Source organism: Psychrobacter celer, assembly GCF_016107555.1.
Taxonomy (GTDB): Bacteria; Pseudomonadota; Gammaproteobacteria; order Pseudomonadales; family Moraxellaceae; genus Psychrobacter; species Psychrobacter celer.
Map to the genome: position 1 here is coordinate 24,195 of NZ_JABASU010000022.1, position 15,450 is coordinate 39,644.

General features: G+C 42.5%; 14 protein-coding genes and 1 pseudogene. 6 read left to right on the forward strand and 9 right to left on the reverse strand.

Annotation, left to right across the window (positions count from 1 at the left end):
* Positions 1-58 precede the first annotated feature (58 nt).
* From JFC05_RS10025 to JFC05_RS10060, 8 genes are all read right to left on the reverse strand, one after another.
* The gene (locus tag JFC05_RS10025; RefSeq protein ID WP_227697516.1) at positions 59-1,402 is read right to left on the reverse strand and encodes an APC family permease; all 1,344 of its coding nucleotides are present in this window, start codon (positions 1,400-1,402) and stop codon (positions 59-61) included.
* Positions 1,403-1,547: 145 nt separating this feature from the next.
* On the reverse strand, positions 1,548-2,024 hold the full coding sequence (locus tag JFC05_RS10030; protein WP_037059145.1) for a DUF305 domain-containing protein: 477 nt from the start codon (positions 2,022-2,024) through the stop codon (positions 1,548-1,550).
* A 95-nt stretch (positions 2,025-2,119) separates the two neighbouring features.
* Positions 2,120-3,373 carry a copper resistance protein B gene (locus JFC05_RS10035; protein WP_198336789.1) on the reverse strand — a complete coding sequence of 418 codons (1,254 nt, stop codon included), beginning with the start codon at positions 3,371-3,373 and terminating at the stop codon, positions 2,120-2,122.
* A gap of 25 nt (positions 3,374-3,398) precedes the next feature.
* Positions 3,399-5,096 (reverse strand): copper resistance system multicopper oxidase, encoded by a 1,698-nt coding sequence (locus tag JFC05_RS10040; RefSeq protein ID WP_198336790.1) that lies wholly within the window; start codon positions 5,094-5,096, stop codon positions 3,399-3,401.
* Positions 5,097-5,163: 67 nt separating this feature from the next.
* On the reverse strand, positions 5,164-5,793 hold the full coding sequence (locus tag JFC05_RS10045; protein WP_025645678.1) for a DUF411 domain-containing protein: 630 nt from the start codon (positions 5,791-5,793) through the stop codon (positions 5,164-5,166).
* A gap of 139 nt (positions 5,794-5,932) precedes the next feature.
* Positions 5,933-6,529: a c-type cytochrome gene (locus tag JFC05_RS10050; RefSeq protein WP_025645677.1), complete on the reverse strand. Its 597-nt coding sequence runs from the start codon at positions 6,527-6,529 to the stop codon at positions 5,933-5,935.
* A 125-nt stretch (positions 6,530-6,654) separates the two neighbouring features.
* On the reverse strand, positions 6,655-6,933 hold the full coding sequence (locus tag JFC05_RS10055; protein WP_193006275.1) for a hypothetical protein: 279 nt from the start codon (positions 6,931-6,933) through the stop codon (positions 6,655-6,657).
* A gap of 134 nt (positions 6,934-7,067) precedes the next feature.
* Positions 7,068-7,394 (reverse strand): hypothetical protein, encoded by a 327-nt coding sequence (locus tag JFC05_RS10060; RefSeq protein ID WP_093068413.1) that lies wholly within the window; start codon positions 7,392-7,394, stop codon positions 7,068-7,070.
* Between the two features lie 227 nt (positions 7,395-7,621).
* Here JFC05_RS10060 and JFC05_RS10065 point away from each other — a divergent pair, with 227 nt between their 5' ends.
* The 4 genes and pseudogenes from JFC05_RS10065 to JFC05_RS10080 all read left to right on the forward strand — a co-directional run.
* On the forward strand, positions 7,622-8,356 hold the full coding sequence (locus JFC05_RS10065) for a heavy metal response regulator transcription factor (RefSeq protein ID WP_198336791.1): 735 nt from the start codon (positions 7,622-7,624) through the stop codon (positions 8,354-8,356).
* Positions 8,346-9,899, forward strand: coding sequence for an ATP-binding protein (locus tag JFC05_RS10070; RefSeq protein ID WP_198336792.1), 1,554 nt, complete (start codon positions 8,346-8,348; stop codon positions 9,897-9,899). The genes JFC05_RS10065 and JFC05_RS10070 overlap by 11 nt, the downstream gene beginning before the upstream one ends.
* Before the next feature lie 147 nt (positions 9,900-10,046).
* Positions 10,047-10,526 carry a tyrosine-type recombinase/integrase gene (locus JFC05_RS10075; RefSeq protein WP_227697518.1) on the forward strand — a complete coding sequence of 160 codons (480 nt, stop codon included), beginning with the start codon at positions 10,047-10,049 and terminating at the stop codon, positions 10,524-10,526.
* 296 nt (positions 10,527-10,822) lie between these two features.
* Positions 10,823-11,704 (forward strand): annotated as a pseudogene (locus tag JFC05_RS10080) (IS256 family transposase); the annotation flags it as partial.
* 423 nt (positions 11,705-12,127) lie between these two features.
* Here the strand turns inward: JFC05_RS10080 and JFC05_RS10085 are convergent.
* A complete protein-coding gene (locus JFC05_RS10085) occupies positions 12,128-12,400 on the reverse strand; it encodes a hypothetical protein (RefSeq protein ID WP_227697519.1) in 273 nt (90 codons plus the stop codon).
* A 404-nt stretch (positions 12,401-12,804) separates the two neighbouring features.
* On the opposite strand from JFC05_RS10085, the gene dinB reads away from it, so the two are divergent.
* Positions 12,805-13,890, forward strand: coding sequence for a DNA polymerase IV (gene dinB / locus JFC05_RS10090; RefSeq protein ID WP_198336794.1), 1,086 nt, complete (start codon positions 12,805-12,807; stop codon positions 13,888-13,890).
* Positions 13,891-14,159: 269 nt separating this feature from the next.
* The gene (gene queA, locus JFC05_RS10095; RefSeq protein ID WP_227697520.1) at positions 14,160-15,335 is read left to right on the forward strand and encodes a tRNA preQ1(34) S-adenosylmethionine ribosyltransferase-isomerase QueA; all 1,176 of its coding nucleotides are present in this window, start codon (positions 14,160-14,162) and stop codon (positions 15,333-15,335) included.
* Positions 15,336-15,450: the final 115 nt, after the last annotated feature.

Consider the following 15,450-nt stretch of genomic DNA (forward strand, 5'->3'; position numbering starts at 1 on the left):
GCTTAAATCTATGCAATTTTTAACCAAACAATTTTCTGTAAACTCTTTGATGTTACTGTCAATGATGGTCTGCAAGCGTATCTTTTTCGATAGCTTTTTTCCTCGCTGAAGATTTCAGGTAAACCTGCTCAGCCACAGCAATCACTACAATAGTGACGACTGCTACGCCAAGTACGAATGGATCTGAGTTTAGTTTAATCCAGACAAAACCGCCGAGAACCAACAGGTCAAGAAGTATGGCCACTATAGGCACCCACATCACCGCCTTTATATCCTGACGAAGGTATCGCAAAACACCCCAATGAATGGCGATATCCATAATTAGATAGAAAACAATGCCAAGCGCTGCAATTCGTGATAAGTCAAATAACGTCGTAAAAGCTAAACCCAACACCACAGTATAGACCAACGTATGTTTTTGAACGCTTCCCGGCATTCCCAAATGACGATGAGGCACCAGCTTCATCTCAGTCAACATAGCAAGCATACGAGAGACTGCGAAGATGCTAGCAAGGAGGCCGCCAGCGGTAGCTACCATTGCGATTGCAACTGTGAACCATAGACCATAGTCGCCAAGTGCTGGGCGTGCGGCGGCAGCCAAGGAGTAATCTTTAGTTTCGATGATTTCGGCAAGAGATAGATTACTAGACACCGCTAAACCGACTAGAGTGTAAATAACTACGCATATTGCGATTGATATTACAATGGCACGGCCGACGTTGCGATGAGGATTTTTTACTTCCGAGCCACTGTTGGTAATCGTGGTAAAGCCTTTAAATGCCAGTATGCCTAGCGCCGTTGCGCCAAGAAAGTCACCAACAGTATTAGTGTCACCTAATGTAGAAGAATCAACTGCAAAGCTATCAGCTAGCCAGATACCAACCAACCCGAATATAAGAATACCGACAATTTTTATAATACCGATAACCGATGCAACCCCCTGAATCCAACGATTACCAAGTAAATTGATAAAGAACGCAGCAAGAATAAGCGCGGCGCCAAGGATGGATACCATGCGACCGCTGTCATCGCCACCGAATAACTGCATAGTGTATGACCCGAACGTCCGGGCCAAAAAGCTCTGCGCTATAACCATGGAGAAATACATCAGCAGGGCATTAAATCCAGTCGGTAAACGATCTCCGTATGCCTGATGCAGGTACATTGCAACACCGCCAGCCGACGGGTAAGCGTTAGAGATTTTGATATAAGAATAGGCACTAAAAGAAACAACGATTGCGGCGGCTAGAAAAGCAAGTGGGAAAAGCGAACCCGTCATCTGAGCCATCTGACCGGTCAGAGCGAAAATACCAGCACCGATCATGACACCGGTACCTAGCATAACTGTTCCTGATAATGTCAAACTATCCTTCTGATAGCGAGTCGTTCTATCTTGCTTCATACTTATTCGACCTTAATCTATTTCTTCGTAGAACTTCAGTTTTACAGGTTATTTTTGAAGTAAGGAGTAGGTATAGTTAGAATTAAAAGACGCGATATAGTAAATAGTTTTTAAAGAAGAGCTTACTTATTGGTATCATAATATATTATTCCAACTCATCAATAAGTGCTTGCATCTCACCGATTTCACGCTTTTGTGCTTCGATAATGTCATCAGCAAGCTGACGTACACGTGGATCTTCGATATCAGCACGCGAACTGGTCAAAATAGCAATCGAGTGATGCGGTATCATCGCCTGCATCCAATCCACTTGATCGACCGTTTGTTGTGATCTAACGCCCCATAAACCAAAGGCAAATAGCACGACACTAATCCCATAAACCATTAGATTGACCTTAGTCTTTTTATACATATTGGTCATAAAGGCGAGCATAATAATAGCCATCATAGCGCCCATATATAACGCCATATAAGCTCTGGTTTCGCTAAAATAAACGTGATCCCATTGATAAGTATTAAAATACATCATGATAAACATCACGACTGTCGATGTTAAAATCATGATTGTGAACTTTACATAAGGGTTCATTTGCTTCTGTTTATTATCCATATGGTTATTCATATTCTTGTCCTTAATTTAGTAAAAAGGCACCTAAATAAAGAGGTGCCTTTGTTTAGAGCTAGTGTTATAAACTGTTGTTACTTACATGGTTAACACTAGAACCAAAATTTCACACCAGCTGTAACGCTACTAGAATCAACAGCTTCGTCTTCTTGACGTCGCAAATCTCTTGCGTTGCCTAAAGCGGTCTCATAGCTGATACCCACATAAGGCGCGAGCTGACGACTTAACATCTCGTAAGTAAGCCTAACGTCAGCCCCAAACTCATTAAAGCCTTTAGTAATATGGTTATCTGTATCATCTTTGCTAAATGCCGTCAGCTCTACTTCTGGAATCACTACCCAATGTTGATCTAAGCGCCACTCATACTCCGCACCTAGATCTAGACGAACTTGCCCATCAGTATATAAATAAGCTCTAGCATCGGTTTCGATGAAGTAAGGTGCAGTGCCTGCAATACCAGCCATCACGGCAGATTTATCATTTTCGGTATCATAAGCAACACCGGCTTCCCCATTCCAAAAAATACTAAGTGGCTTCCAGTAAGATAGTGAGGTTAAGCTATCAATTTCTTTATCATCTTTAGTTTGGATACTACCTTCGCTACGTAGCGTTACGCGGTTGCTGTCTGTACCGTACCACGTATCAAACTCATAATTGATTTGATCATCGTCAAATTGATAGCCCAAATCGTCTACTGATACGCCCCATAACGGTAAGCTACCCATCATCACAGGCTTACCAAAGCGACCATAGGGAACACCGTTCGAGTAGTCAGGACTGCGAGCATCGGCTGGTGCTTCGCCACCTTGCATTCCTGACATGTCCATACTGCCATGATCCATGCCCGACATATCCATGCCACTATGATCCATACCTGACATATCGCCCGACATATCCATGCCACTGTGATCCATATCTGACATGTCACCTGACATATCCATACCACTGTGATCCATATCCGACATATCGCCTGACATATCCATACCACTATGATCCATATCCGACATATCGCCTGACATATCCATGCCACTATGGTCCATATCTGACATATTGCCCGACATATCCATGCCACTATGGTCCATATCTGACATATTGCCCGACATATCCATGCCACTATGGTCCATATCTGACATATTGCCCGACATATCCATGCCACTATGGTCCATATCTGACATATTGCCCGACATATCCATGCTGCTGTGATCCATACCAGACATATCCATACCAGACATGTCCATACTGCCATGATCCATGTTCGACATCTCAGCAGCGTTTGCTAAAGGTGACATTAGTAGCATCAAAGATGACATGCCAATAAACGGTAGACCTACTTTATATATTTTCATAATAAGGCTCATATTCGAAGGTTTATTAAACAACGGCAACTTCTCTAAACATCCCTGCTTCCATGTGATAGAGCAAGTGGCAATGCCATGCCCATCTGCCAGCTTCTCCGGTGACATCAAAGCTTATCTTTTGTGCAGGCTGTACCATTATCGTATGCTTACGTACTTGAAACTCACCTGAAGGCATCCGCAGATCGCTCCACATACCATGCAAATGCATGGGATGATTCATCATGGTGTCATTGACTAAGGTAATACGTACGCGCTCGTTGGGCTTAATATTGACCGGTGCGGCATCTTTGAACATAACCCCGTCTAGAGCCCAAATATAGCGCTCCATGTTTCCCGTCAGATGTATTTCAATCTCTCTGGTGGGTTTGCGCTGCTCTGCCATTATCTCATCGCCGAAAGAGCGCAACTGACTATAATTCAAAACCTTTCTATCAATGTTACGTAGATTAATACCAGGGTCATCAAGGTTCATACGCGGACTATCAACGCGCATATCGGACTTAAAGTCATATTCTGTTTTGGCATGTTTAGCGTTATAGCCATTCGATCCCATGGCGCCCATCATGTCGGCCATCGTCAGCCATTCGATTTTGTCCATAGCAGGTATCGCAGGACGAGCACCTTTTTTGGTAGCAAGCGTTGTCGCAACATAGCCTGACCGATCTATGTTTTGAGCAAATATGGTATGCGCGTCTTTAGTGGGCGTCACGATGACATCATAAGTCTCGGCCACCCCAATACGGAAATCATCGATATCGACGGGACTGACATCAATCCCATCCGTCGCGACGACTTTCATTTTTAGGCCGGGGATGCGTACATCAAATATCGTCTGCGCTGAACCATTAATAAAACGTAGTTTGACAGGCTGTCCAGCCTTGACAAGTTGCGTCCAGTTAGCCGCTGTGGTTTTACCATTCATCAGATAGGTAAAGGTTTTTTCACCAGACAGATCAGTAAAGTCTGTCGGCATCATCCGCATCTGATTCCACATTTTGCGCTTATCAAAAGCAGCTTTTAGATCTGTTGCGGCAATATCGGACAGTAGCTTTTTAAAATCTGGTAAATGATAATTATCAAAGTCTGCGCGTTGCTTTAATAGTTTAACCAAGTTGTGCGGGTCACGGTGCGTCCAATCACTGAGCAAAATGACATGGTCTTCCTCGATAGGATAGCGTTCGCGCCCTTTAGGTTCAATCACAATAGCCCCGCGCATACCGGTCTGCTCTTGGAAGCCAGTATGCGAGTGATACCAATAAGTGCCTGACTGTGTCAGTTTAAATTTGTACGTGAAGGTGCTACCCGCAGGAATACCATCAAAGCTGATACCCGGTACGCCATCCATCTCAAACGGCACTAAGAGGCCATGCCAGTGAATAGAGGTCGACTCATTCAGCTGATTATGGACTCGAATGGTGACCGTATCGCCTTCTTGCATCTTAAGCGTTGGCGCAGGCAGTGAGTCATTTATCAGCGTTGCCATGCTTGACTTGCCGTTGACCGTTATCATCTTCTCACTGACATAAAGATCAAATTCATTACCCGTTAGTATAGGTACAATGTGATCGGCTCTATCACTATTGACTACGACATTTTGGCTTTTAGTTAAAGCACTATTAGCCATCGTCGGTAGTGTGGATAGCATCGACGCGCCGAGCAAGGTGGATGACCCTGTCAAAAAACGCCTGCGGTTAAATCTGTTTTTATTCATAATATTGACCTAAGTTAATCCATGAAATGAGAGTTGAACTTATATATCTGATAACTTATTAATAGAACTACATCTGCTGCGCTGGCGACTCAATAGCCGCATACACTTGAGTGCTGCCATCCTTGTTCAATTGCATGACTTTATAGGGCATAAATTTATCTTGATATTCCATGCCCGGACTACCAACTGGCATACTCGGTACCGCAAGACCGATGGAATCAGTTGGCGGATTGGCTAGAAACTGTGCCATGTATTTGGCAGGAACGTGACCTTCAAAAACATAACCATTAGTAGTGACGGTGGTATGACAAGAGCGCATTTGCTGCGGGACACCGTAACGCTCTTTAAATAAAGATAAATCTGTAACGTCTTGCGCAGTTGCGCTTAGACCATGACCTTCGGCATAGCCTACCCATTCTTTGCAGCAGCCACAATTAGCATCTTTGTAAACTGTAGCCGAGACGTTTTGTAGAATTGTCGACCCAGTACCTGAATTAGCACTGACAGACATCATTTGCGGTTGTGGTTGCTCTATTTGAGCACTTTTGGTGGCAAGCGTTGGCTCAGTTTGAGTAGAATTTGAAACACTAGTATCGGGCTGACTACAAGCCATTACTGTTGACGTTGCTACTAGTAAAAGAGCAGAAGCTGATACCTTTTTATGTCCATTGCCCATTATATTTATATAGCGTCTCATAACTTACTCCTAAGCGTCTGCTTATCTGTTGAACCTTCTAAAGATTTATACCCTATAACTAAGTGTAGTATAGGCAAAGTTTAAATCCCAAAAGGCAGCACTATTTAGCACTGCGCTTTTATAAAGGAATATGGAAGAATTAATGCTGCATTCCAGCTCCACCTTCTGACATATCCATCATGTCGCTATTCAGTGACATATCCATCATGTCATCATCCAGTCTAGTGGTTAGCATGGTATACTGATTCTCATTTAACTCAGGTAGTGATCTAATAAAAGCGACCATTGCCCACATTCTATCGTCGTCATGAGAAGCACCCCATGCTGGCATGCCTGATGCCATAATACCGTGCTTAATCGCCCAAAAACTTTGCTGAGCTCCTGCATCCGTTTTATAACGATCAACTACTTGCGCATTAGTGAAATTAGGTGGCTTAGGGTATAGACTCTCACTAAAATCAGTGCTCTCTACCCCAGGAGACAAATGGCAGCCTGCGCACATATCTTTGTAATCGGCACCGCCTGAGCTAATCATCTCTACTTTTTCTAAATCTGGAACAATAATGTCCTTGCTAGCGTAGGCTATTGAACGGGTGCGAGCCGTCTCCAAGAAATTATAAACCAATGGACTATGTCCTTGATCAGCGCCAATATTAATGACACCACTCATAACCACAGTAAAGACACCAACAATAGCGACCACGACAGTGAAAAGTACTCCTAGTAAAAACTTCATGGGTTTATCCTAAAATCCATTTTCTTTAATACCCTACTCTTAGCGTCTACAAATATTTCCTACAAACCCTTATTACTGATTGATGAAACTATCTAGCAGTAATAAAGGATTTATAAAATCAATGTTTAAGAGTCACTTTTATCTGTTACGCAGTGCTTTTGATACATTTGTTTCATTTTACCCATGTTAGCCATCATTGATTTCATAGCGGGATCGTTCATATCCATTTTGCTATGATCCATTTTTTGCATCATTTGCATATGCTTTTCCATTTTTTCACAGTTCATCTGATCTTTTTCAGCGTGCATTTTAGGATCATGTGCTAGAGCTGAGGTTGAAACGACTAGAGCGACGGCAGTGGCTACGATTGCTTTAGGTAAAGACTTTGATTTAAAGAGTGACATGGTTAATCCTTAATTGATTTAGTTGAGGGTACATAAAGCTTTAGGATATTAATTCAGTCTAAAGCATAACTTATTGATTCTGACAGAGAGATGACAGCAAGATGACAATATTGTCATCTTGCTACTTTTATATTTTAATGCTGCACGTATTCATTTAGTATGGCATCAGCATTTCTATCACGATCGCTACCATATTTTTTTATAAAATACTTTTCAGACTGCAGATGTTGATCTTGATGCTGAACTTGGCAAGCGACTCGTGCATCAACATAGCTTTTCATTTGAGCATCAGACATCTGCGCGTTATTGTGATCTAGATTTCTGGCAAACGTAGTTAAGTTATCGCAATTATCGATAATTGAAGTGCTTAGATTGGTAGTATGCGCATTAGCTGCTGATATACCGATAAGCATCGAAGCGGATAGCAGCACCACTTTTTTGAATGAACGATAGCTTTTCATATAACATCCTTAATAAATTATTAAATATTGAAACTAATTACCTGTAGTAATAATTCATAGTAGCTACTCGTATCAAGAATGAGCCGCTATGTACTATAGGTATAGATTAACAAACGAAGACTGACCATTTGATGACGAGCGCATGACATCTTTGTCAGATACCAGTCCGTTTTGTCATTTATATTGATTTGGGTATTATAAAATCATAATTATATTGAAGGATTACTATGAAAGTACTACTAGTAGAAGATGAATTAAAACTCGGCGAATATGTAAAAAAAGGCTTAAGTGAAGCAGGCTTCATTGTTGATCATCAGCTGACAGGTTTAGATGGCTACCATGCTATGATGACTGAAGAGTTTAGCGTGATACTCATGGATGTTATGCTGCCTGATGTTAGCGGTTTTAAGCTAGTACGTAATTACCGAGCGGCTGGCAAGCATACGCCAGTGTTATTTCTAACCGCAAAAGATGATTTAGATGACAAAATCAAGGGGATTGAGATTGGCGGTGATGATTATCTGACCAAACCTTTTGCCTTTGCAGAGTTAATAGTCAGGATAAAAAGCTTATTACGACGCGCCAATCAAGCCGACTATAAAAGTACGCTCATGCAAATAGCGGATCTCAAAATGGACATTGCCAAGCGCACTGTACATAGAGGAGACACGCCCATTAAACTAACCGCAAAAGAGTTCTCCCTATTACAGTTTCTATTAGAGCGCCGCGGTGAAGTATTACCACGCTCAATCATTGCTTCACAAGTATGGGATATGAACTTTGATAACGATACTAATGTGATTGATGTGGCAATAAGACGTCTGCGTATAAAAATAGACGATGAGTTTGATACCAAGCTAATTCATACTGTGCGTGCCATGGGCTACCGATTAGATGCTGTCGACGTTTCAGCTAGTAATAAAGCTGCCAGCGAAACGGAAGATAGCCAATATGATAAATAGATTGGACAATCGACGCTTACCCTTACTATGGCGAACTGTGTTTTTATTGACGATATTTGTCGTTTTATCGCAGTTGATAATCTATATCTGGGTACAGCACTCTGTTAAAGGCCATTTTGAGCAAATGGATGCTGAAATCATTACCCACGCAGCCTTTAATCTACGTAAGCGCGTAACAGAGGCGGATAACCAAATAGCCTCTCAGACACTACCTAAGCCTCAAAGTCCATCAAACACTCAACAACCGCTAAGCTCGAAAGCTTCTTCAAATCTACTTCCTACAATAGCCACAGAAAATGATGATCACCTGCATTCATCAGCGCTAGATTACGATCTAAAAACTATCATTGCTGATAAAGAGGGGCGATTGCTATCTAGTACTCCCAAAAACTTTGCTAATGAATTAAGTGCCGACTTTAACCTATTATCATTACAGCAAAATCATGATGACAGACAGTTTGTAATAAATATTAAAGACAGACGTTATCGAGCTATGGTTATTGGAGACGATGACATGCTTGCCCTTATCGCCTTACCCATTGACGTGCATCATCAGTATTTATTACAGTTTAACCGTCAACTTAGTCTGATCCTATTTGCCATCACACTACTGTTGGTTTCAATAGCAGCCTTAAGCGTGTATTGGGGTTTTGCTCCTTTATCCACTATCGTGCAAAGGATGAAAGGTATTCATCCTGAAAGATTGAGCGAAAGAGTAATAGTTAGTGATATGCCATTAGAGCTAAGACCTTTAGCAGAATCCTATAACTCGATGATGGCTAAGCTTGAAAGCAATTTTGAGTCGTTGTCGCGATTTTCAGACAATATCGCGCATGAGCTACGCACGCCAATAGCAACGCTGATTACGCAAACGCAAGTCATGTTAAATAAGCCTAGAGAGGAAGAGGAATATGTCGAACAATTACATCAGCAACATGACACCTTAGAGCAATTATCGGCGATGATTAACAACATGCTACTGCTAGCAAAAACCCAAAAAGGACTGAGTGATTCGCAAGTGACTACTGTAGATACTGAGGTCCTAATCAATAAGCTGTTAGATTACTTTGAAATGATTGCCGAGGATCGTAAAATAACTTTTGTAAAATTAGGAGATTTTAAGGCAGTATTAGGCGATGAAGGTTTATTACAAAGGCTATTTGCTAATCTGCTATCAAACGCGATCTACTACGCCGCTAGTAATAGCGTCGTCACAATATCAGCCACTGTCAACACTCCAAATACTTCCGTTAATAATTATAAGATGCTTGAAGACGATCAAAGTAACACTCAAACCGCGAAGCAATCTTGGCTAGAGATAACTTTTACTAACCTTCTAGAAAAACCTCTAAACCAAAGCGAAGCAGATCGATTGTTTGAGCGCTTTTATCGTCATGATAAAACTAGCCAGCACCATTCAGGATCAGGTTTGGGTTTATCTATCGTTCAGGCTATTGCTAATGCTCATAAAGGGACGGTCAATATCACTAACAAAGATGAGTATTGTTTTGAAGTTACTGTAGGATTATTGATTGCTAAGTAGCATACACCTCAATATCCTAGTGTTCAAAATATTAATAATATGTAGACCTACTATAGGTCTATTTTATTTTGATAAGTCGAAAGGCTCTGAATGCTATTATTCATATAGTGTATAAGGCTAGATTATGAAGTCTAATTTTCTTAGGTGATGTTGTTGATATGGGGGTTTGATGCAGGCCGTATTGTATTTAAGGCCACAAAAAATGGTTCTGACTATTATATGCCTACAGGTGATATCCTACAGGCCATTTTAAAAGAGCGTAAAAGGCTTAGTAGTGGTGAAGAATGGGTGTTCCCAAGTGACTTGAAAAGAAGTAATAATCATGTCAAAAACTTAAGCGGTAGTTACAAGGCTATTTCTAAAAAGGCTGGCTTGTATATTACACCGCATGATTTGCGCCGTACATTTGGCACAGTGGCTAATAGTTTAAACGTGAACTACCCTGTATTAAAAAGATTACTAAACCATCGTGAGGCGAAGTCTAGCGATGATGTGACATTACAATACATTCAAGTATCGCAGCGCCAACTGCGAGATGCTTTAAATGAAATTGAAAATTTATACTGTAAACGTATCAATCTGAGCCAAGATGAAGTTATAGATAAGATATGGAACTTTCCTAAATAATTTTACTCATCTAGGGCAGCTCCATAACTTATTAGGTGGCACACACCCCAATACTATTGTATAAAAAATATTAATAACATCTCTATATGTCGTAGATTTATTTTACTCTGATGAGTCGAAAACCCCCTAGGTGCTCTTATTTGTAAAGCGTAGAGGTCCGAGGTATAAAATTCACTTTTATCAGGTGATGTTATCCATATTGGGGGTTGATGACAAGATCATATTTCACTACAGGCATAGCCTTCCGTCTTGCGCTTCGGGCAAGTGTGCCCCACACACTTGCTTATCCTCGCTCATACGCCAAGGGTCAAACCACCACTGAGATTGTAGAGAGTATCAAAGAGCTCTACGATGTCGACATCTCAAGCACCCTGGTTTCAAGAGTCACTGACAACATCTTAGAGGACATCACCGCTTGGCAGAACCGGCCGTTAAGCAGTGTCTATCCTATCGTCTATCTAGACTGTATTGTCGTGAAGATACGTCAAGACAAGCAGATCATCAACAAGGCTATCTATCTAGCCCTAGGCGTTGCTCTTAACGGTAAGAAAGAGCTGCTTGGTATGTGGTTATCAGAGAATGAAGGCGCTAAGTTCTGGCTTGGTGTTCTCACTGAATTGCAAAACCGCGGGGTACAAGACATCCTCATTGCCTGTGTTGATGGCTTAAAGGGCTTTCCTGATGCCATCAATACGGTTTATCCCAATGCTCAGGTTCAGCTGTGTATCGTACACATGGTGCGCTACTCGATGAAATTTGTACCCTGGACGGATAAAAAAGCAGTAGCCGCCGATTTAAAGGCCATCTACGGCGCTGATACGCTTGAGATAGCAGAGGCTAACCTTGAGCACTTTGATGAAGTATGGGACAAAGAGTACCCACATGTGGTCAAGTCTTGGCGTAATAACTGGGAGGGCTTAACGGTATTCTTCGAGTACCCTAAAGACATCAGAAAAGTCATATATACCACCAATGCTATTGAGTCGCTAAACAGTGTGATTCGGACAGCGGTGAATAAGCGTAAGGTGTTCCCGTCTGATCAGGCTGCATTTAAAGTGGTGTACTTAGCCACCCAGCAGGCATCCAAAAAATGGTCGATGCCAATCCGTAACTGGACGTCTGCTTTGAATCGCTTTATGATTATGTTTGATGATCGTATCAGTAAGCATTTAATCTAAATGGCAGTTACACAGAATCTGGGATGGTCTCAAATATTTTGCATAATCTGCTGATAACTTTTTTGGTACTCTTAACTGAATCGCAGTCCGTTACATAAATGCGCTTCATCATATTGAAATTAACGACTAGATCTAAAACCAGTTAAACAAACCAATTTTTAAAAGTAATTTTGATACTTATTTGATACTTGAAAAATATTGTTACATCTTTTTAGTTATAGCTAAATATAGTCAATTTAACCCTAAGTCATTGTTTATAATTATATTTTATTTCTACTCATTGCTTATTATCGTTAAGTATATCTAGTTATTTGAGATAGCCAAAGGATTCAAAATCCGTTGCCTTTAAAAGCGTGTCGGTTCGAGTCCGACCACTGGTACCATCTTTAAAAAAAGCCTCCTATATGGGAGGTTTTTTTGTGTTTATAAGATGTATTGTATCATTGGGCTATCAATTTCTTCTTGGTCTTCTTGCGTGATGGCTGCTATCTTTATAGGCACTGCACAGGCCCAAGATGTGCCGCTACGGCAGTAAAAATATCCATCACGATAAGCAACAATATAGACAGTGAAGTCATTACCATACAGATCCATCATCGCCAGCTCATCACTCTCATCACAAACTGCACACCAGATATCCTTATCTCCTCGTGCTAGCATTGCGCGTGTCAATTCGCTCCCTGTTAATTTATTCATCATCAGCTCCTTAGTCCCTCATGCACCCCTAAGTATGTTCCTTTAGGCGGCGAGTTTACCAATACTCTATAGGCGAGTGTGGTGCGAGCCATAAACAACCTTTTTATTCGCTATAGACTAGGGCGTATAAAGAAGTTGTTTATTCTTTTAACAATCGTCTACTTCGATACTTACCTTAGTGTAAAACGTCTGAAGCAAAAGCGTAACATCTAAATGCATTAATCATGATGGACGGCAAATCCTTTAGGTTAAACGGTAAATAAAAGGTACGAGCTTAGGGGATTAGCGGGTTTAACCCCCTGATATTTTTTTAAATTGTTTTAATAGCCTATTTGTTTATAAAATCAAGTCATATTTATGGTTGCCGCTAAAATAGTTTTGCTAATTGGGGTAAAATAGCGGTCATGACTGCTTCTACTCCTCTTTCACCCCGCAAAATCATTCATATTGATATGGATGCTTTTTATGCCAGTGTCGAACAACGTGACTTCCCAGAGTTACGAGGTTTGCCTTTGGTAGTCGGCGGTGACCCAAGCGGGCGCGGGGTTGTCGCAGCAGCCAGTTATGAGGTGCGCAAGTTTGGTGTGCGCTCAGCGATGTCATGCTATGAAGCGCGTAAACGCTGTCCTGAGGCGATATTTGTTCGGCCACGCTTTGAGGTTTATCGGGCGGTCAGTCGAGATATACGCCAACTCATGCATCGATTGACGCCTCATGTCGAACCGCTGTCATTGGATGAGGCCTATCTGGATGTCACCGGCTTATCTGTATATAAGGGCTCAGCGACGTTGATGGCCAATTGGCTACGAGCGCAGATTTTGGCGCACACAGGGCTAACCGCTTCTGCTGGCGTCTCATTTAATAAGATGCTGGCCAAGATTGCCTCTGATATCAACAAACCCAATGGTATCGCAGTTATCCCACCAGCCGATGCCGATGCATTTATTAGCACCCTTCCCATCGAGCGCTTTCATGGTATTGGCAAAGCCACTGCCAAGCGTCTCCATGCCATGGGCGTGCGCACGGGTGCTGATTTGCGGCGCTTGCCAGCGGCGGCATTGGTACAGGAGTTTGGAAAACGTGGTCAGTTCTATCATGATATCGCTCATGGCCGCGATGAGCGTACGGTCAAGTCACAGCGCACGCACAAATCCGTAGGCTCTGAGACCACCTTTCGGGACAATCTTGACGACGATGCTGAGCTAAAAGTACAAATTTATGCACAAAATGAAGATGCGTTTGATCAATTGCAAAAAAAACAACTGGTCGCGCATACCATTACTTTAAAAGTTAAATACGCGGATTTTACTCAAGTCACGCGCTCACACACGTTATCAACGGCCTTTGACAGCGCCGAATCCGCCCATTATTGGCTAGACAAGCTGTTTTTGGACATCCCGCGTCATCTGCCCATACGTCTGGTCGGTGTGACTTTCTCTTCATTGGTGCCCGCCGCCCTGCTTTTGCCTCAATTAAAACTATTTGAATAGATGAGCCTGATTGATATCTGATTGATGTCTGATTGATAGTTACCTCAGGCTATCAGTATGGCTGTCAGGTTTTTGTGGCAGCGCGCGGTCATGACGACATGGCCGTAATAACGTGGTCGTTATGACACATTATGCCTGTGAGTCACTCAATGAGACATGCGTTTATCCTGTCATTTCTGCTACAATTACGCTCATATCATCCTTCATCACTCTTCATTGAAAGCCCCATTATGACCCAATCCCACGCTGTAGATTTAGATCGTAATACCATGACTGATACCCATAAAAACAATAATGACTTAGACTATCTGAGCGTTAATGACTATGACTATGAGCTCCCAGATGACTTAATCGCCCGCTACCCGCTAGCGCAGCGCTCGGCCTCAAGATTATTGTATTTACCCGCCAGCAATCCTGCGATTGTGGCAGATAGCCGTGCCGAAGACCGCATGTTTTCTGAATTGCCAGACTTACTGAATACTGGTGATTTGATTGTGTTTAACGACACCAAAGTGATGAAAGCGCGCCTGTTTGGACAAAAAGACACGGGTGGTAAGATCGAGGTGCTGATCGAGCGTTTAGTCGATATTGCCGACTTGACGCCCGCCGCCCTGCATTTGACGACCGCGGATGATCAAACGGTCTGCACTGACCATATCGCGCTTGGCCACATAAAAGCCAGCAAAGCGCCCAAGCTTGGACAGCGCTTGCAGCTCGCGGATGGTCATATACATGCGGTCATGATTGGTCGTCAGGATAATTTATTTATCCTAGCCTTTGATGCTCCTATCCTGCCGCAGCTAGAGCAATACGGCGAACTACCTATCCCGCCATATTTTGAGCGTCATGCAGACGCCACGGACAATACCCGCTATCAAACCGTTTTTCATGATCCAGCCAAACTCGCTAGCGTGGCGGCACCGACTGCCAGCTTACATTTTGATAAAGTAGTTTTGGATAAACTGGCGTCCAAAGGCATTCACACCGCCTTTGTGACGTTGCACGTGGGCGCAGGCACCTTTGCCCCTGTCAAAACCGACAACTTGCTCAATCACACCATGCATAGTGAATATGCGCATCTACCGCAGGCAACCGCGGATCTGATCAATCAAACCCATACAAACGGCAAGCAAGTGATCGCGATTGGCACGACGGTCACGCGCGTGCTCGAAACTGCCTACCAAAAGACTGCGAGCACGGGCAAGCCACTTGCTGGCTGGTCAGGCGACACAGATATTTTTATTTATCCAGGCTTTAAATTCGCCGTCATCGACAAGCTACTGACCAACTTTCATTTGCCCAAGTCCACCCTATTGATGCTGGTCTCGGCATTTTCGGGTAAACAAGCGATAGAACAAGCGTACAAACATGCCGTCGAGCAGCAATACCGCTTCTTTAGTTATGGAGATGCTATGCTACTTGAGAAGCAGATAACCGCTGAATAAAAGGGCGTTTTATACAGTAAATTAACATTTGATACATTGGACACAACAGTTGTGAAATAAACTGGTAAACTAAACCAGATTTTGTTATAAAAGCAAAGATAACCTATATTCTAAG